The following is a 17,370-nucleotide window of genomic DNA, read 5'->3' as shown; positions in this document are numbered from 1 at the left end:
CGGACCGGGGGGTGAAGATCACGTGATGCCCGTCCCCCCGCCGGCGCGACCGCCGCTGAGTCCCCGGTTCGTGGGCCGCGACGCCGAACTCGCCGGCTTGGACGAGGCGCTGCGGCAGGCGGTGGCCGGCTCCGCTGTCACGGTCCTGGTCAGCGGTGAGGCGGGGGTCGGCAAGAGCCGGCTGCTGCGGGAGTTCGCCGAGCAGGCCCGGGCCGGCGACGCGCGGGTGCTCTGCGGGTCGTGCATCGACCTCGGCGCGGGTGACCTGCCGTACGCGCCGCTGATCGAGGCGGTGCGGCGGCTGGTCCGCGAACTCGGGGTGCCGGCCCTGCGCGAGCTTGTCGGCCCGGCCTACGAGGAACTTGCCCGGCTGGTGCCCTTCGTCGGCGACTCCGAGGAGCGCGACAGCGTCCCAGAGACCTCCCGGTCCCGCTTCTTCGGCGCCGTACTGCGGCTGCTGGAGCAGCTCAGCGCGGACGCCCCGGTGCTGCTCGTCGTGGAGGACCTGCACTGGGCCGACCGGTCCACCCTGGACCTGCTCACCTTCCTGGTCCGCAACCTGGGCGAGGAACGGGTGCTGCTGCTGGCCAGCTACCGCATCAGCGACCTGCCGCCGGGGCACCCCCTGCGGGCCGTGCTCGCCGAGTTGGACCTCGGCCGCCGGGTACGCCGCCTGGAGCTGTCCCGGTTCGGCCGCGATGAGCTGCGGTCGTTCCTCGCCGGCCTGCTCGGCGAGCAGGTGCGCTACGACCTGGTCGAGCTGGTGTGGGAGATGTCCGACGGCAACGCCTTCTTCGCCGAGGAGATCGCGGTCGCGCTGGCGCCCAGCGGGACCCAGCCCGCCGCCGTCCAGCCCGGCGAGCCCGGAACCCCGCTCGCCGGGCACGGCGTCCGGCCCGGCGAGGCCACCCGGCCGCCGAGGACCGGTCTCGACCGGTCGCTGCCCCGGTCGCTGCGGGACCTGGTGCTGTCCCGCATCGAGGTGCTCGGCGAGGACTCGCAGGAGGTGCTGCGATCCGCCGCGACCGCGGGCCGGCGGGTCAGCCACACGCTGCTCGCCAGCGTCTGCGACCTGCCACGGCGGCGGTTGGTGGCCGCGCTGCGGGAGTGCGTGGACCGTCACGTGCTGCTGGCCGACCCGGCGGACGGCACCTACGTGTTCCGGCACGCGCTGACCCGCGAGGCGGTGCACCAGGACCTGCTGCCGGGCGAGCGGATCCGACTGCACGCCACGCTGGCCGCCGCCCTGGCCGAGGACCCGAGCCTGAGCTACGCCCAGGAGCTGAGCGTCGCGGCGGAACTCGCCTACCACTGGCACGAGGCCGGCGACCTGCCCCGGGCGCTGGCCGCCTCGGTGCGGGCCGGCGAGGCGGCGGCCGGCGTGCACGCCTTCGCCGAGGCGGAACGGCAGTACGAGCGGGTGCTGCTGCTGTGGGACCGGGTACCGGACCCGGCCGCGGTGACCGGCCTGCCCCGCGAGCAGGTGCTGGCCCGCGCCGCCGACGCCGCCCGGTGGCAGGGCCACGTCGGCCGGTCGGTGGAGCGGGTGACCGCGGCGCTGGCCGAGGTGGACGAGACGGCGCGGCCGGTGCGGGCCGGGCAGCTCCACGAACGTCTCGGACGGTACCTGTGGGAGAGCGGCGACATCGCCCGCTGCCGGGATGCCTACGAACGGGCCCACACGCTGCTCGCGGCGCACGCCCCGGCCGCCCTGACCGCCGGTGTCCTCGCCGACCTGGCCGGCACCGATCTCATCACCGGCCGCTACTCGGCGGGACTGCGCCGCGCCGCCGAGGCGGCCGAGCTGGCGCACGCCGCCGGGGCGGTGGCCGAGGAGGGGCGGGCGCTGAACTTCACCGGCGTCGCCCTCACGATGATCGGCAAGCCGGAGGACGGCGTGGGAGCGCTGCGCCGCGCCGTCGAACTCGCCGAGGCCGGCGGCCACCTGGAGGACATCTTCCGCTCGTACGGCAATCTGAGCTTCGCCCTGGAGAACGCCGGCCGGCTGGAGGAGTCGTTGGCGGCCGCGCTCGCCGGCCTGGAACGCGGCCGCCGCTACGGTCTCGACCGGGCCAGCGGCACCGCGCTGCTGATCAACAACGCCACCGCCGCGCTGCTGCTGCTCGGGCGCTGGGACGAGGCGGAGAAGCTCGCCGGCGCCGCTGTCGACCGGCAGACCCCCGCCGGCGTGGCCGTCTATCCGCACCTCGTCCTGGCGCAGATCGGCGCCGCCCGGGGCCACGTCGCCGACGCCGAGCGGCACCTGGCCACCGCACGCGAACTGCTGGCCGTACGCCCCGAGACACAGCTCGTCGGGCCCCTGCACGCCGCCGCCGCGGAGCTGGCCCTGTGGCGGGGTGAACCGGCCGCCACCCGGTCCGCGGTCCACGACGGACTGGACGCCCTCGACGGCGTGGAGGACACCCCGCAGGTGCTGCGTTTGGTGGCGCTCGGCCTGCGCGCCGAGGCCGACCACCACGAACGCCTGCTGGCCCGGTCCCGGGGCACGGCGACCGGTGACACGGACGCGGGGGAGCGGGTCGAGGCCCTGTGGCGGCGTGTTTGCGACCTCGCCGGGCAGCCGCTGCTGCCGGAGGCCGCCGCGCTCGCGGCGCTGGCCGGCGCCGAGTACGCCCGCTTCCACGACAAGGCCGACCCGCGGAGGTGGGCGGCGGTCGCCGCCGCCTGGACGGCCTTGGGCTGCCGCTACGCCGCCTCCTACGCGTACTGGCGGCAGGCCGAGGCGGCCCTGGGTGACCGGCTGCTGCCCGGCGGCGGCCCGGCCGGCACTGACCCCGCGAAGGTCCTGCGCCAGGCGAGGGACATCGCCGCCGACCTGGGAGCCGCGCCGCTGCTCGCCGAGATCGACGCTCTGGCCCGGAGGGGCCGCATCCACCTGTCCACACCGGCCGGTGCGCCGCCGCCCCAGCCGGCCGCCGCCGGACCCGAGGACCCGTTCGGCCTCACCCCCCGGGAACGCGAGGTGCTGCGGCAGGTGTGCGCCGGTCACAGCAACCGCCGGATCGCCCGGGAGCTGTACATCAGCGACAAGACGGTGAGCGTTCACGTGTCGAACATCTTGACCAAGCTCGGCGTGTCCAGTCGCGGCGAAGCCGCGGCCGTGGCGCACCGGCTCGGTCTTGACGGCCGCGACGAGCCGGCCACCCCGCCCAACACCACGAGGAGAACCTGATGGCAAAGCGGATCACGATCGGTGACCGGTCCTACTTCCTCCCGGACGACACGGACATCCAGGAGACGGTCGACGCGATCAAGACGGCGATGGACGCCGGCACCTCGTTCACCTGCCGGGTGATCGACAGCAGTTCGAACATCCTGGTGCTGGTCGTCAGCACCCGGGCACTCGACCTGGTCGAACTGGACACGGACGCCGACGCCAAGGGCCAGATCTCGTTGTAGGAGGCGGTCATGGCGAGCCCGGTCGAGGCGCTCCCCGGCGGTCTGCTCGACCGCCTGGTCGGCGGCCTCGACCCGGCCGCCCCGACGGCGGAGGCCGCCCGCCGGTGCGCGGCGGGCGGCTACGCCGCGGCCCTGCGCGCCGTGCCGGCGACTGACGATCCCGTCACCGCCGCCTGGCGTCACTTCGCCTGGCACTGCCGCTGGCTGGGCCTGCCTGACGGCACCGCCCGCCCGATGATCTCCCTCGGCGCACGGCTGGCCGAACGCCCGCCCCGGCCCGTCCCCGAGCAGGCGACCAGTGCGCAGGTGTGGATCGTCGGCCGGCTGCTCACCGAACTGCGCGACACCCGGGCCCTGTTCACCCCCGACCTCGCCCTCGGCGAGCACCGCGCGGGCCTGCTCGCCGGCGCCTACGCCGCCATCGAACAGGCCCGGTCGGCGGTGGCCGACCTGCCGGATCTGCATCCCCACCTCGATCTGGTCGCCGCTGACATGGCCGCGCGGGGCGGCGACCACGAGGCGTCGGCCCGGTATCTGGCCGCCGCCTGGCAGGGGCTGTCGCGCGGTGAGGACCACCGTGGAATGGGCGTCGCCGCCCTGCTGGCGGGCGACGTGGCCGCCGCGCCGCTGACCTCGCCGCTGCACTGGAACTGCCTGCTCACCGTCAACCCGTCGGCGCCCGACAACGGGCTTGTGGACGCCGTCGAGGCGCTGGAGTTCACCGGCTCCATCGGGGAACTCGACCAGGCCCGGGCCGCGTACGACGAGGCCGCCGGCCGGTACGCGGCCCTGGGCGACCCCGCCGGCCTGGCCACCGTCGGGCTGCGGCGCGCGTACCTGCTGATGCTGGACGGGCAGCCGGCCGCGGCGTACGACGAGGCCGACATGGCGTACCAGGCGTTCGTCGCCGCCGGGCGGCCGGGCGACGCCGCGACTGCCGCGACCCACCGGACGCTGGCGGCCATCGCGGACGGCCGGCTTCCGGTGGACCCGGCCGGTCCGGAGGCCGTCGTACGGGCCGCCGGCGAGGTCGGACCCGGGCCGGCCACCGGTCTCGGCCTGCTGTACGGGCGACTCGGCCGGTACTGGGCCCGGGACCGGCGGGAGCCGGAACGCGCCACCGCCGCCTTCGGCGCCGCCGAGCGGATCTGGGCGGAGCTGGCCGAGCCGGAGCTGCGCGCCAAGGCCCTGGTCGACACCGGGCAGGTGGCCGGGGCGGTCGGCGAGTTGGCCGCCGCCCGGCTCGCCGCGCTGGCCGCCCTCGACGCGGACCCGGCGCCGCTGGCCGAGCCCGCCGACCCGGAGGATCCCCGCCGCTGTGCCCGCGCCATCCTCGCCGGCCGGCTCTACAGCCTCGCCAACCAGGTCCGGGACGTGGCCGCGATGGAACGGGCGGAACAGACGATCCGGGAGGCGGTGGAGCCGCTGCGCGCCCGGTTGAGCGAGTTCACCGGCACCGCCCGCCTGATGGCCGAACACCTGCTGTCGCTCGCCGACATGTCCGGCGGCCAGGTGGTGAGCCTGGTGTACCGGGCCAGCCAGGCGCGGGAGAACGGCGACGACGACCGGGCCGCCGCCCTGTTCGCGCAGGCCCGAGCGGCACGACGGCCGGGGTGGGACGGCGACTTCGACGAGGCGGTGGTGCGCGCCTACCAGGGCGACGACGCCAGCGCCTCGGCGGCGTACGCCCGGTTCGCCACCGCCGCCCTGGCCGACCTCGACGCCGAGCCCGCGGACCAGTACACCCGCGCCCGGCGCCGGATGCTGCACGTGCAGGCGTTGACGTTCCAGCTCAACGTGGGCAACCCGGCGCTGGCGCGGGCCCACTTCGACGCGCTGCGCGCCGACGCCGAACCGTGGTGGGCCGGCCTCGGCGAGGCCTGGCAGCACCTGCACCTGGAGGGCCGGCTCGCCGAGCAGGAGGACGACCTCGCGGGGGCGTCGGCCGCGTACGACCAGGCGCTGACCGAGGTCGAACGGATGCGCGGCGCCCTGCGCCGTGACGTGCTGAAGGCGTCGTTCTTCGCCGGGCGGGACGTCCAGGAGGCCTACCGGGACGCCGCCCGCGTCGCGCTGCGCCGCCGGGAGGCCGCCGCGGCAGCCGGCGATCCGGACGCCGTCCGCCGGTGGAGCGCCACCGCCTTCCGGTACGCCGAGCGGGCCCGCGGCCGGGCCCTGCTCGACCTGTTGACCGCCAACGGCGGGGTCGAACGGTTCGACCTGCCGCCGGATCTGGTGCGGCGCTGGCGGGCGGCCGACGCTGAGGTGGCGCTCGCCCGCGACCGGTTGGCCGCTGCGCCGGACCAGGGCCCCGACCCGGATGCGCCGACCGCAGCGACCGATGAGGACGCCGGCCAGCATCACCCGGGGCCGCGCGATCAGCTCGCGAGCCTGCGCGACCAGCTCGCCCGCGACACCGACGCGCTGCACCAGATCGAGGACGAGTTGCGCCGGATCGACCCGCAGTTCTGGGCGGCGATCAACCCGCAGGCCGACGTCCGGGACCTCGACACCGTGGCCGCGGCGCTGCCGGCCGGCGCCACGGTCATCCAGTACCTGGTGGGGCGCACCGACCTGCTCGCCTGGGCGATCACCCGGGACGGCATGGCCGCCGCCCATCGCCTGGCCGGACCCAACGATGTCGAGCCACTGACCGCCCGGGTCGTGGCCGGCTGCGCCACCGGCGGCCGGTACGAGGAGTGGGCCCGCCAGTTGGCCGACCTGCTGCTGGCACCGCTCGGCGACGCCATCGACGCCGCCACCGCGCTGCTGGTCGTCCCGGCCGGGGCCACCATGCGGCTACCGTTCGCGGTGCTGCCCTGGCGCGGGACGACGCTGGGCGCGACCGTCCCGCTGACCGTGCTGCCCAGCGCCGGCACACTCTGCCTACCGGCGCCGCCCCCGGCCACGGGTTCGCCGCTCGTGGTGGGCGACCCGGCCCACATGGCCTACCCGCCGGCACCGGGCGCCGCACCGGTGCCCCAGGCCGCGCTGCCCGGCGCGGGCGTCGAGGCCGGCTGCGTGGCGGACCTGCTGCCTGGAGCGACACTGCTGCTCGGCCCCGACGCCCGGGCGACCACCGTCCGGGAGCGGATGGCCCAGGCGCCGGTGATCCATCTGGCGACCCACGGGGTGCTCGACCCGATCGCGCCCCTCGGGTCGGCGTTGCTGCTCGCCGACGGCGACAGCCTCACCGGTGCCGAGCTGCTCGGCCTGCGGCTCGGCGCGGAGCTGATTGTGCTCAGCGCCTGCCGTACCGGCACCGGCTCGGTCGTGCGCGGCGAGGAACTGCTCGGCCTCGGCCGGGCCCTGCTCGCCGCAGGCGCCCGGGCGGTGGTGGCCACGCTATGGGCGGTGAACGACGTCTCCGCGGCGCTGCTGATGACCGAGTTCCACCGCCGCCGGCTGGCCGGCGCCCCGAACCGGGCCGCGCTGCGACAGGCCTGCGAACACGTCCGGCGGCTCGGCCGCGACGAGGCGATCGCCGCGTACGAACGGCTTCGCATCACCGCCGCGGCGGCCGGCCTCGACCGGTTCGCCTCGTCGGTCGGCGCCGAGGTCCGTGACCTGCGGGCCGCCGAGGCCGGCGAGACGCCCTACGCGCACCCGTACCACTGGGCGCCGTTCGTGCTGGTGGCCGCCGCCTGACGGCCTGCCCTGAGGCCCCGTCCCGGAGCATCTGAGGGGTTCCTGAGCCGCGATCCACGCATTGCTTCCGATGTGGTGCCACCGTGCCCGGCGCGACCGTGGGAGGGCGGTGAATCGCCGCGGCCCACGAAGGAGGACGTGTGAGGATCGATGTCCTTGGCATGCTGCGAGTGCGCGGCGACGACGGCGCGGAACACCGGCTCTCGGGGGAAAAGGCGCGCGGCATGCTCCGGCTGCTCGTCGCGGCCGGCGGGCAGCCGGTGCCCATCCAGACGATCAGTGACGTCCTGTGGGACGGCCGGCCGCCGCGATCCTGCCTGCCCAACATCCAGACGTACGCCTCGCGGATCCGCGCCCTGCTCGCGCGGGCGGGCTGCCCCGGCGACCAGCGACTCGACTACGCGTCCGGGGCGTACCGGCTGCGGCTGCTCCCGCACGAATCCGACCTGTTGTGCTTCGCCGACCTCGCCCGCCGCGGCCGGACGGCCGTGACGCACGACCCGTCGCTGGCCGCCCGGGTCCTGCACGAGGCGGCCGCCCTGTGGCAGGGACCGCCGCTGCCCGCCGACCTGCTCAGCGCGACGAGCCCGGCGTACGGGATCGCCCGGCGCTGGGAGGAGCTGCGGTTGTGCGTCTACACCGGACTGGTCGACGCCACCTGTGCGGGTGCGCACCTGTCCGGGCTGGTGGGGGAGTTGCAGCAGCTCGCGGCGCAGCATCCGCACCGGGAGAGCGTGCAGCTACTGCTGTTGCGAGTGCTGTATCTCAGCGGCGACGTGGCTCTGGCCCTCGCCACGTACCACCAGTTCCGGTGCGCCCTCAGGGACGAGATGGGGGTCGAGCCGGGTGCCCGGCTGCGCCGGATCTACGAGGCGATCCTTCGCGAGGAACCGCTCGACGCGGCGGCACCCCACCGGGCTATGGCGAACGTGTAGTGGCCGTGTGGCCGGCGTCGCGATGCTCAGAACGTGCCGCTGGACATCCCAGCAAACAGCACAACCCGAAGGGAGCACATCATGTTCCGTACCTCTCTCCGCCGCACGCTTGTCGGGCTGGCCGCCGTCGCCGCGATGGCCACCGCCGCGCTCGCCGGCTCCGGCTCCGCGGCCGTCGCCGCGCCGTCGGACAGCCCGAAGGCCGCCGCAGTGGACAGCGCGCGCATCAAGGCCGCCGCCTACAAGGAGGCCGCCCGGATCAAGGCCGCCGGTGGCGTCACCACCCTCGCGACGTACCCGAGCGTGTGGACCCTCAGCAAGCGCGACACCACCTACGACGGTGGCTGCGACGCCACCACGTCCGTCTCGTACTACCCGGCCAACGACCAGGCGGTGATGCGGACCACGATCACCGACCCGTACTGGTTCGCGGCCTGCCGGGTCAACGCCCGGCTGTGGATCAACACGAATGGCGGCTCCTTCCCGAGCGCCGTCAACTACGCCATGGCGTGCGCCGTGACGGACGCGAGCTGCGCCTCCACCCAGACCTGGACCGGCAACTACTACGGCGCCACCCCGCAACTGACCGCGTACGTCGACTCGGTGAACGCCGCGTTGGTGTCGATGGGGCTGCCGCCGACCTACACCCGCGCCCAGGCCGTCACCGGGATCAGCATCACCCACTCGAAGGCCTGACCCGACCGGAAACAGTCGCCGGCGCCGCGAGGCGTCGGCGACTTCCGTGTGTGACCTTCGTCCTGTTCCGGCGCTGACCGGGGTTCATCGCGTATCGCAGTCCGGGCCGACCCGCGGCTCCACGCGCACATCCGGGACATGACCCAGAGGGCTGCCGTCAGACGCCGGAGGGGTACGTCTCGGGCTCGGCGAAGCGGCCGGGCCGCACGCGCAGCGGCTGGACCGCCTGGGTCTCGTCCATCCAGCAGAACGCGTCGTAGCGGTCGCCGAGCACGGTCGGGACGTAGTTGCCGAAGCGCTCCCGTTCGGGGTGGTAGACGACCCCGATCGCCCGGTGGTCGAGTTCGTCGGTGAGCAGTTCGACGCGGCCGTCGTGGGGAAAGACGAAGAGGGCCTGCGCCGGTGCCGCACCGTGCAGGGCCTCCTCCAGCGAGTGCCGGCGCCCCGGCGGCACCGGCATGACCTCCATCGGCGCTCCCCAGGCGTCCCCGGCCACCACGGTGCCGTGGTGGGTGCCGAAGCCGACCAGCACGACCTGGTCCGAGCCGTACCGCTCCCGGGCGAGCTGGCCGATGTTGACCTCGCCGGCGTCGGCCATGTCGGTGGCGCGGGCGTCACCGACGTGCGTGTTGTGCGCCCAGACGACCGCCTTCGCGCCCGGCCCGTAGTGCTGCAGGAGCCGGTCCAGGGTTTCGTCCATGTGCCGGTCGCGGACGTTCCACGACTCGCGGCCACCGCGCGCCATCGTCCGGTAGTAGCGCTCGGCCCCGGCGACGACCTCGGCGTTCTGCCAGGCCCCGAAGCGGCCCTCGCCGCCGGCCACGGCCCGCGCGCGGAGCCCGACGAGCAGGTCCACCACCTCGTTCTCGCAGTTGTTCGGCACGAGTCGGGTAGCCAGCGCGTACTGCTGCGGGTCCTCGTCGTACGGCTGAAAGCAGCGGTACGCCGCGAGCGCCGCCGGCACCTGCTCCGGGTCGTGCTCCTGCAGCCAGGTGAGGATCTCGCGCAGCGACTCCCACAGCGAGTACACGTCCAGGCCGTGGAAGCCGGCGCGGTCCGGCTCGTCCACCGCCGCGTTGCGGGTACGCAGCCAGCGGGTGAAGTCGATGACCTCCTCGTTGGCCCACATCCAGGTCGGCCAGCGCGTGAAGGTGGCGAGCGCGTCGCGCGGGTCGGTGGGCGCGTCGGGGCGGCAGCGTACGCTGCGGTCCACCCGGTCGCAGTCCGGCCAGTCGCCCTCGACCGCGACGAACGAGAAGCCCTTCTCCTCGATCAGCCGCCGGCTGATCGCGGCGCGCCAGGTGTAGAACTCGTGCGTGCCGTGGCTCGCCTCGCCGAGCATCACCACCCGGGCGTCACCGATCCGGTCCAGCAGCACGTCCAGGTCTCCCGGGTCGACCAGCGGCGCTGCCAGCCCGGTCACCTCGTCGTCGTAGCGTCCCATCGTTCACCCCCGCCGCGTCGGATCCGGGCGCTGTAGGCCTCGGAGGTACCCGGTGCGGCCCGGGCCATGCGGAACCACCGGGGGCAGGTCCCCGAGGTCGCGGTGGCGAATGACGGGGGACCTGTCGGGTATGCGGGCGGCGACATGCGAGGAGAGGCAGATGACCGTAACCGTTCCCAACGTGATCGTCCGCTACTTCGAACTGACTGCCGAACCTGACGTCGACGCCTTCGTCGCCTGCTTCACCGACGACGCGATCGTGGCCGACGAGGACCGGACCTACGAGGGCCCGGCGGCGATCCGGGCCTGGCGCGAGCGGACCACGGCCGAATACGACTACAAGGCCATTCCGGAGACGGTCGAGGAGGAGGCCGGCGGCAACGTTGCGGTGACGGCACTCGTCTCGGGCACGTTCCCGGGCAGCCCGGTCCGGCTGCGCTACCGCTTCACTCTTCGCGACGGCCTGATCGGCGCCCTGGACATCCGGCCGTAGGCTCAGCCGTCGGCGAGGGGCGGTGCGGCTCCGGCCGGGACGGGATAGGCAGGGCGCAGGCCGCCGCCGTGCGCGACGCACTAGACGTGCGTGATCACGTTCTTGCCGTACGCGGTGAGGGTCTTCTCCTTGTCGTCGTGCATGAGGTAGAGGGCGAAGTTGTGGACCCCGATCTCCTTGAGTTCCTGCAGCCGGTCGACATGGGCCGACTCGGGGCCGAGCAGGCAGAACCGGTCGACGATGGCGTCGGGGACGAAGTCGGTGGACGGATTGCCGGCCCGGCCGTGGTGTGCGTAGTCGTAGCCTTCGCGGCCGGTGATGTAGTCGGTCAGCGCCTTCGGCACCACGCCCGAGTCGCCGTAGCGGGCGACCAGGTCGGCCACGTGGTTGCCGACCATGCCGCCGAACCAGCGCAGCTGATCCCGTTGGTGTGCGAGGTTCGTGCCCACGTAGGCGGGGGCGGCCACGCACATCGTGATCGAGTCCGGATCCCGGCCGGCGGCGCTGGCCGCGGCGCGTACCGTGCCGATCGTCCAGCGGGCGATGTCCGGGTCGGCTGTCTGCAGGATGAAGCCGTCGGCCTGCTCGCCGACCAGCCGCAGCGCCTTCGGGCCGTAGGCGGCCATCCAGATCTCCAGCTTGCCGTCACGCACCCACGGGATGCGCACCGGCGTGCCGTGGTGTTCGACCTCGCGTCCCTCGGCCAGTTCCTTGATCACGCGCATGGCGCTGCCGAGGGTGGCAAGGCTCGCCGGCGGTTGGCCGATGACCCGGCGCGCCGAGTCGCCGCGGCCGATCCCGCAGACGGTCCGGTTGCCGAACATGTCGTTGAGGGTGGCGAAGAGTGACGCGGTGACCGACCAGTCGCGGGTGCTCGGGTTGGTCACCATCGGTCCGACGATCAGGTGCTTGGTCGCGGCGAGGACCTGCGAGTAGATGACGAACGGCTCCTGCCACAGCACGCAGGAGTCGAACGTCCACCCGTAGCGGAAGCCGTTGTCCTCGGCGGCGGCGAGGCCCGCCACGACGTCGCGGGCGGGCGGGTCGGTCTGCAGTACGACACCGAAGTCCACGGTTGCCTCCTCGTCAGACCAGGTACTGGCTGAGGTCGCGCTTCAGGAACGTGCCGTGTCCGGCGGCGCCGTGGAAGGCGTTGTCGTCGACGACGATCCGGCCGCGGGACAACACGGTGGAGACCTTCCCGGTCAGCCGCATGCCCTCGTACGCGGAATAGTCCACGTTCATGTGGTGGCTGCGGGCGGAGATGGTCTGCTCGGCCGTCGGGTCGTACACCGTGATGTCCGCGTCCGCGCCCGGGGCGATGACGCCCTTGCGGGGGTAGAGGCCGAACATCCGGGCGGGCGTGGTCGAGCTGATCTCGACCCAGCGTGGCAGGGTGATCTCGCCGCGCACGACGCCCTGGTAGAGCAGGTCCATTCGGTGCTCGACACCCGGCATCCCGTTGGGGATCTTCGAGAAGTCGCCCCGGCCCAGCTCCTTCTGGTCCTTGAAGCAGAAGGGGCAGTGGTCGGTGGACACCAGCGACAGGTCGTTGGTGCGCAGGCCCCGCCACAGTTCCGCCTGGTGTTCCTTGGGTCGCAGCGGGGGAGAGGCGACGTACTTCGCGCCCTCGAAGTCGGGTCGGGCCAGGTCGTCCAGCGACAGGAACAGATACTGCGGGCAGGTCTCGGCGAACACGTTCTGCCCGGTGTCGCGGGCCTGGGTGACCGCGTCGAGGGCGTGCGCGGCGGACAGGTGCACGATGTACAGCGGCGCGCCGGTGACCTTCGCCAGGGTGATCGCCCGGGAGGTCGCCTCGCCTTCCAGCTCGGGCGGCCGGGTCAGCCCGTGCTGTACCGGGTCGGTCCGCCCGCTCGCCAGTGCCTGCACGACGAGCTGGTCGATGGCGATGCCGTTCTCCGCGTGCATCATGATCATCGATCCGGTGTCGCGGGCCTTCTGCATCGCCCGCAGGATCTCCCCGTCCGTGGCGTAGAAGACACCCGGGTAGGCCATGAACATCTTGAAGGTGTTCACGCCCGCGTCGATGCAGGCCTCCATCTCCTTGAGCGACGTGTCGTTGACGTCCGAGACGATCATGTGGAACCCGTAGTCGATCGCGCAGTTGCCGTCGGCCTTGCTGTGCCACCTGTCCAGCGCGGACAGCAGCGACGTGCCCTTGCCCTGCACGGCGAAGTCGATGATCGTGGTCGTGCCGCCCCAGGCCGCCGCGGTCGTCCCGCTCTCGAAGGTGTCGGCCGAGAAGGTGCCGCCGAACGGCATCTCCATGTGGGTGTGGCCATCGATGCCGCCCGGCACCACGTACTTCCCGGCGGCGTCGATCACCCGCTCGGCGCCGGAAGACCACTGCTGGGCCAGACCCGAGTCCGGCGCGGCGAGCGCGACGATCCGCTCGCCCTCCACCAGCACGTCCGCCGGGTACTCCCCGGTGGCGTTGACGACTGTTCCGTTGCGGATGACGATGCTCACGGCGTCACCAGCGATTCGTAGGTCTCCGGCCGGCGGTCGCGGTAGAACGCCCACAGGTCGCGCACCTCGGCCAGCCGGTCCATGTCGAGATCGCGGACGACGACCTCTTCCTCGGTGTCCGACGCGGCGTCGCCGACCAGTTGCCCCCGCGGGTCGACGAAGTAGGACTGGCCGTAGAAGTCGTTGTCGCCCAGCGGTTCCACGCCGACGCGGTTGATCGTGCCGACGTAGTACTCGTTGGCGACCGCGGCGGCCGGCTGCTCGAGGCGCCAGAGGTACTCCGACAGGCCCCGGCTCGTGGCGGAGGGGTTGAAAACGATCTTCGCGCCGGCCAGCCCCAGCGCCCGCCAGCCTTCGGGGAAGTGCCGTTCGTAGCAGATGTAGACGCCGATGCGGCCCACCGCGGTGTCGAACACCGGATAGCCGAGGTTTCCGGGCCGGAAGTAGAACTTCTCCCAGAACCCCTTCACCTGCGGGATGTGGTTCTTGCGGTGCTTGCCGAGGTAGGTGCCGTCGGCGTCGATCACCGCCGCCGTGTTGTAGTAGACGCCCGGTTGTTCCTGCTCGTACATCGGCACGATCAGTACCACGCCGTGCTGCTCGGCCAGCTCACGCATCAGCGCGGTCGTCGGCCCGTCGGGAATCGCCTCGGTGTACGAGTAGTAGTCGGCGTCCTGCACCTGGCAGAAGTACGGACCGTAGAACAGCTCCTGCAGGCAGACGACCTGTGCGCCCTGCGACGCGGCGCTGCGGATCGCCTCGACCGCGTTCGCGATCATCGACTCCTTGTCGCCGGTCCACTTCTGCTGCACCAGCCCGGCTCGGACGATGTTGCTCACCTGATCTCCCCCTTCGCGTGGCCGCGGCGCGGCGGCATCGACAGCGCCAGGTAGACGAGGAACCCGGCGATCAGACCGACCACCCAGCTGTAGTCGTAGAGCGGCTTGAGGAACGGGATGAGCCCGTCCTCCGGGAACGGCCCCTTGCCGGGGGCGGAGTAGGCGCCACCCACCGCGAGGACCGCGCCGACGACGGTGGCGACGATGGCCGCCCAGTTCCAGCCGCCGGAGAACCAGTAGCGGCCCTCGGGACGGTAGAGGGCGGGCAACTGGAGGCGCGTGCGGCTGCGGACCCAGTATCCAGCGATGAGCACCCCGGCGACGGCGCCGAGCAGGCCGCCGTAGAACCCGAGCCACACGAAGATGTAGATGTTGGGGTCCTGCACCAGCCGCCACGGCTGGATCAGGATGCCGAGCACGCCGGTGATCAGCCCCCCGGTCCGGAAGCTCACCAGTCGGGGTGCCGCGTTCGAGAAGTCGTACGCCGGGCTGACCGTGTTCGCCGCGACGTTCACCGACAGCGTCGCGACCACGACCGTGAACAGGCCGAGCGCGACCACCAGCGGGTTCTCGAACTTGGCCGCCAGCTGGATCGGGTCCCAGATCGCCTCGCCGTAGATCACGGCCGTGCCCGAGGTGATCAGGATCGACAGGATGGCGAAGAACGACATCGTCGTCGGCAGGCCGAGGACCTGGCCGACCGCCTGCTGCCGCTGGCTACCGCCGAAGCGGGTGAAGTCGGGGATGTTCAGCGAGAGGGTCGCCCAGAAGGCGATCATCCCCATCAGCGACGGCGCGAACAGCTTCCAGAAGTCGGCGCCCCAGCCCAGCTTCGACGGCTCGGACAGGATCGGGCCGAGCCCGCCCGCCTCGACCAGGACCCAGATCAGCAGGGCGACGGCGACCACGATGACGAACGGCGCGGCCCAGTTCTCGAAGCGCCGCAGGGTGTCCATGCCCCGCCAGATGATCGCCATCTCGATCGCCCAGAAGACGAGGAACGAGGCCCACAGCGTCCACGGGTAGTCCATGACCTTCGCCGCGTCGACCCACCAGGAGCCGAGCAGCTTGCCGGCGATCGCGTAGATCGCCTCGCCGCCGATCCAGGTCTGGATGCCGAACCAGCCGCACGCGATGAACGCGCGGAGCAGGGCCGGGAGGTTCGCGCCGCGGACTCCGTAGAACGCCCGGGCGAAGACCGGGAACGGAATCCCGTACTTGGTGCCCGCGTGGCTGTTCAGCAGCATCGGGATCAGGACGAGCAGGTTGCCCAGCGTGATCGTGAGGAACGCCTGTACCCAGTTCATCCCGAGCTGGATGAGCCCGGCGGCGAGCAGGTAGGTGGGGATGTTGTGCGCCATGCCGATCCACAGCGCCGCGAAGTTGTACGTGTTCCAGGTGCGCTTCTCGATCGGTACCGGGGCGAGCTCCTCGTTGAAGTAGCGGCTGCCGGCGATCGTGGAGAAGTCTCGCAGCTCGACCCGGCCGTCCGGATGGGTGATCTGCGTGCCGGGTTCGACAGCGGTGGTTTCGGCCGGGGGCAGGGGTTCGACGGTCATCGGTCACCTCCTGTTACGGTGCCGCAACACTGGCCGACCAACCCGGCTCACGCGCTCCTGGTGGGCGGTTCAGCGCGATCTTTATGGGGGAATGGTGGGTGTCGCGGGCCCGCCACGGGCAGCGGCAAAGTGTCCACGCTTGCCATGATCGGGGCACACTCTGTCCACGGCATGCCCGCGCCGACCTGTCAATCAGCACGGTGGGTGGATTAGCGCGGCGAGGGGCCCTACGCGTCGAGTTCGTGCACCAGGAGCGCGACGTACAACGACAGCACCGACTCCGGGTCCTCCAGCGACACCCCGAGCACCTGCGCGATCCGCGACAGCTGCTGGTAGTAGGCCGTGCGCGACAGGTGCGCCGCTGCGGCCGCCGCCGACTTGTTCCCGCCCTGCTCGCAGTAGCAGCGCAACAGCTCCACCAGTCGGCTGCGCTGGTGGGCGTCGCGCGCCAGCAGCGGGCCCAGCTCCCGATCCGCGAACGCCTGGACCCGCTCGTCGTCCCGCAGCAGGTGCAACAGGCCGCGCAGGCGCACGTTGTCCAGCTTGTGGTAGAGCTGCGCACCGGGGGCGCGCAGGGCCGCCCCCGCGACGTGGGCCGCCTCGCCGAGGCTGCGTCGCACCTCGGCGGCGTGGGACACGGTGGTGCCGACCGCCACCAGCACCGGGCCGGCTGTCGAGCGGTGCACCTCCTCGGCCAGCCGACGCAGGACCGCGTCGACCCTGGCGTGGGCGGGCAGCGACAACAGCGCCCGTACGCTCGTGTCGTCCACGACGCCCACCAGGGCGGGCACCGACACCCGCCGTGCGGCCGACGCGGTCACCTCGGCGAGGTCGCGCAGCACCTCCTGGGTGGCCAGCGCAGGCGCGCGTGGCGTCATGTGCCCGGGCCGGATCGCCACCCCGACAAGCTGCCGCCGTTCGAGGGCGACGCCCAGCGCGGCCGCCCGGGCGGCCAGATCCGGCGGCGGTACCGCCTGACCGAGCAGTTGGGCGAGCAACATCCGATGGGTCTGCCGTTCCAGGCTCTCCCGATCACGTGCCACGAGGCGGTGCACCGCCAGCGCCGACGCGGCCCGCTCCGCGACCACCATGTGCCGGTGCGGCGGAGGGTCCGGCGAGAGCAGCACCAGGCGTCCCCAGTCGGCGCCCTGCGCGCCGACCACCGTGACCAGCCACCCGGCCTCCTCGTCGTAGGCCGTTCGCTCGGGCACCGCCACGGACCGGGACCGCTGGCTCCAGTCCGCGAGCAGCTCGGTGGGATCCTGCCCGGCCGCGTCGTACGCGAGCACCTCGTGCCCCAGCGTCTCCAGCACGACGGGCAGCCCGGAGATCCTGGCCACCTCGCGCAGCACCTCGGCCGGCTCGGCCCCGGCCACGGTGAGCGAGGTGAACGTCTCGTGCACCTGCTCGGCGGCCCGCAGCTCGGCCAGCTGGGCGTCGACGATCAGTGCCACCACCGCCTCGGTGACGGACACGAACCGCGTCTCCTCCGCGAGCGTGATCAGGGGGAGCCGGTGCCGGTCGGCCGCTGTCACGAGCGCCTCGGGTACGTGATCGTTCCACCGGCGGACCAACTCGATGACCAGTCCCGCCGCGTGGACCGCGGCCAGGTCGTCCACGTAGCCCGTGAGCGCCTCCGGCTCCTCCGGCAGCGCGATGCCGGTGGTCAGCACCAGTTCCCCGCCGCGGAGCAGGTGCGCGATATCGGCGACCTCCGCCACGTGGACCCAGCGGACCCGGCCCTGCATCCCGGCCGACCCGGCCACCACCTGCGGCCTCGCCCGCCGGATCACCGGCAGCGCGACGGCTTCTGCGACAGAGGGATACATCGCGACCTCCCTACTAC

Annotated in this window: 12 protein-coding genes; 6 read left to right on the top strand and 6 right to left on the bottom strand. The window is 72.9% G+C overall.

Going from position 1 to position 17,370, the window contains the following annotated elements:
- The first annotated feature begins 25 nt into the window (after positions 1-25).
- From FXF50_RS04525 to FXF50_RS04505, 5 genes are all read left to right on the top strand, one after another.
- Complete coding sequence (locus tag FXF50_RS04525) at positions 26-3,193, top strand: helix-turn-helix transcriptional regulator (RefSeq protein WP_148425940.1); 3,168 nt, start codon at positions 26-28, stop codon at positions 3,191-3,193.
- A complete protein-coding gene (locus FXF50_RS04520) occupies positions 3,193-3,420 on the top strand; it encodes a hypothetical protein (protein WP_148425939.1) in 228 nt (75 codons plus the stop codon). The genes FXF50_RS04525 and FXF50_RS04520 overlap by 1 nt, the downstream gene beginning before the upstream one ends.
- 9 nt (positions 3,421-3,429) lie before the next feature.
- The gene (locus FXF50_RS04515; protein WP_148425938.1) at positions 3,430-7,068 is read left to right on the top strand and encodes a CHAT domain-containing protein; all 3,639 of its coding nucleotides are present in this window, start codon (positions 3,430-3,432) and stop codon (positions 7,066-7,068) included.
- A gap of 140 nt (positions 7,069-7,208) precedes the next feature.
- A complete protein-coding gene (locus FXF50_RS04510; RefSeq protein ID WP_148425937.1) occupies positions 7,209-8,003 on the top strand; it encodes an AfsR/SARP family transcriptional regulator in 795 nt (264 codons plus the stop codon).
- A gap of 81 nt (positions 8,004-8,084) precedes the next feature.
- Positions 8,085-8,699, top strand: coding sequence for a hypothetical protein (locus FXF50_RS04505; RefSeq protein WP_148425936.1), 615 nt, complete (start codon positions 8,085-8,087; stop codon positions 8,697-8,699).
- A 157-nt stretch (positions 8,700-8,856) separates the two neighbouring features.
- Here FXF50_RS04505 and FXF50_RS04500 read toward each other — a convergent pair whose 3' ends face one another.
- Positions 8,857-10,143 (bottom strand): erythromycin esterase family protein, encoded by a 1,287-nt coding sequence (locus tag FXF50_RS04500; RefSeq protein WP_148425935.1) that lies wholly within the window; start codon positions 10,141-10,143, stop codon positions 8,857-8,859.
- Positions 10,144-10,303: 160 nt separating this feature from the next.
- On the opposite strand from FXF50_RS04500, the gene FXF50_RS04495 reads away from it, so the two are divergent.
- Positions 10,304-10,636, top strand: a complete 333-nt coding sequence (locus tag FXF50_RS04495) for a nuclear transport factor 2 family protein (RefSeq protein ID WP_187399511.1) — start codon at positions 10,304-10,306, stop codon at positions 10,634-10,636.
- Between the two features lie 80 nt (positions 10,637-10,716).
- Here the strand turns inward: FXF50_RS04495 and FXF50_RS04490 are convergent, their stop codons facing one another.
- The 5 genes from FXF50_RS04490 to FXF50_RS04470 form a co-directional block, all read right to left on the bottom strand.
- Positions 10,717-11,709, bottom strand: a complete 993-nt coding sequence (locus tag FXF50_RS04490) for a TIGR03842 family LLM class F420-dependent oxidoreductase (RefSeq protein ID WP_148425933.1) — start codon at positions 11,707-11,709, stop codon at positions 10,717-10,719.
- Positions 11,710-11,722: 13 nt separating this feature from the next.
- Positions 11,723-13,126 (bottom strand): dihydropyrimidinase, encoded by a 1,404-nt coding sequence (gene hydA / locus FXF50_RS04485; RefSeq protein WP_148425931.1) that lies wholly within the window; start codon positions 13,124-13,126, stop codon positions 11,723-11,725.
- Entirely contained in the window at positions 13,123-13,965 is an 843-nt protein-coding gene (locus FXF50_RS04480) for a nitrilase-related carbon-nitrogen hydrolase (protein WP_148425930.1), read from the bottom strand. The genes hydA and FXF50_RS04480 overlap by 4 nt, the downstream gene beginning before the upstream one ends.
- On the bottom strand, positions 13,962-15,524 hold the full coding sequence (locus FXF50_RS04475; protein WP_148425929.1) for an NCS1 family nucleobase:cation symporter-1: 1,563 nt from the start codon (positions 15,522-15,524) through the stop codon (positions 13,962-13,964). Before FXF50_RS04475 ends, FXF50_RS04480 begins: the two co-directional genes overlap by 4 nt.
- A gap of 227 nt (positions 15,525-15,751) precedes the next feature.
- Positions 15,752-17,353, bottom strand: coding sequence for a PucR family transcriptional regulator ligand-binding domain-containing protein (locus tag FXF50_RS04470; RefSeq protein WP_148425928.1), 1,602 nt, complete (start codon positions 17,351-17,353; stop codon positions 15,752-15,754).
- Positions 17,354-17,370: the final 17 nt, after the last annotated feature.

This window comes from Micromonospora sp. AP08 (genome assembly GCF_008085935.1).
GTDB classification, from domain to species: domain Bacteria; phylum Actinomycetota; class Actinomycetes; order Mycobacteriales; family Micromonosporaceae; genus Micromonospora; species Micromonospora chersina.
Note: the sequence above shows the minus strand (reverse complement) of the source record. Positions and strands in the feature narration are given on the sequence as shown.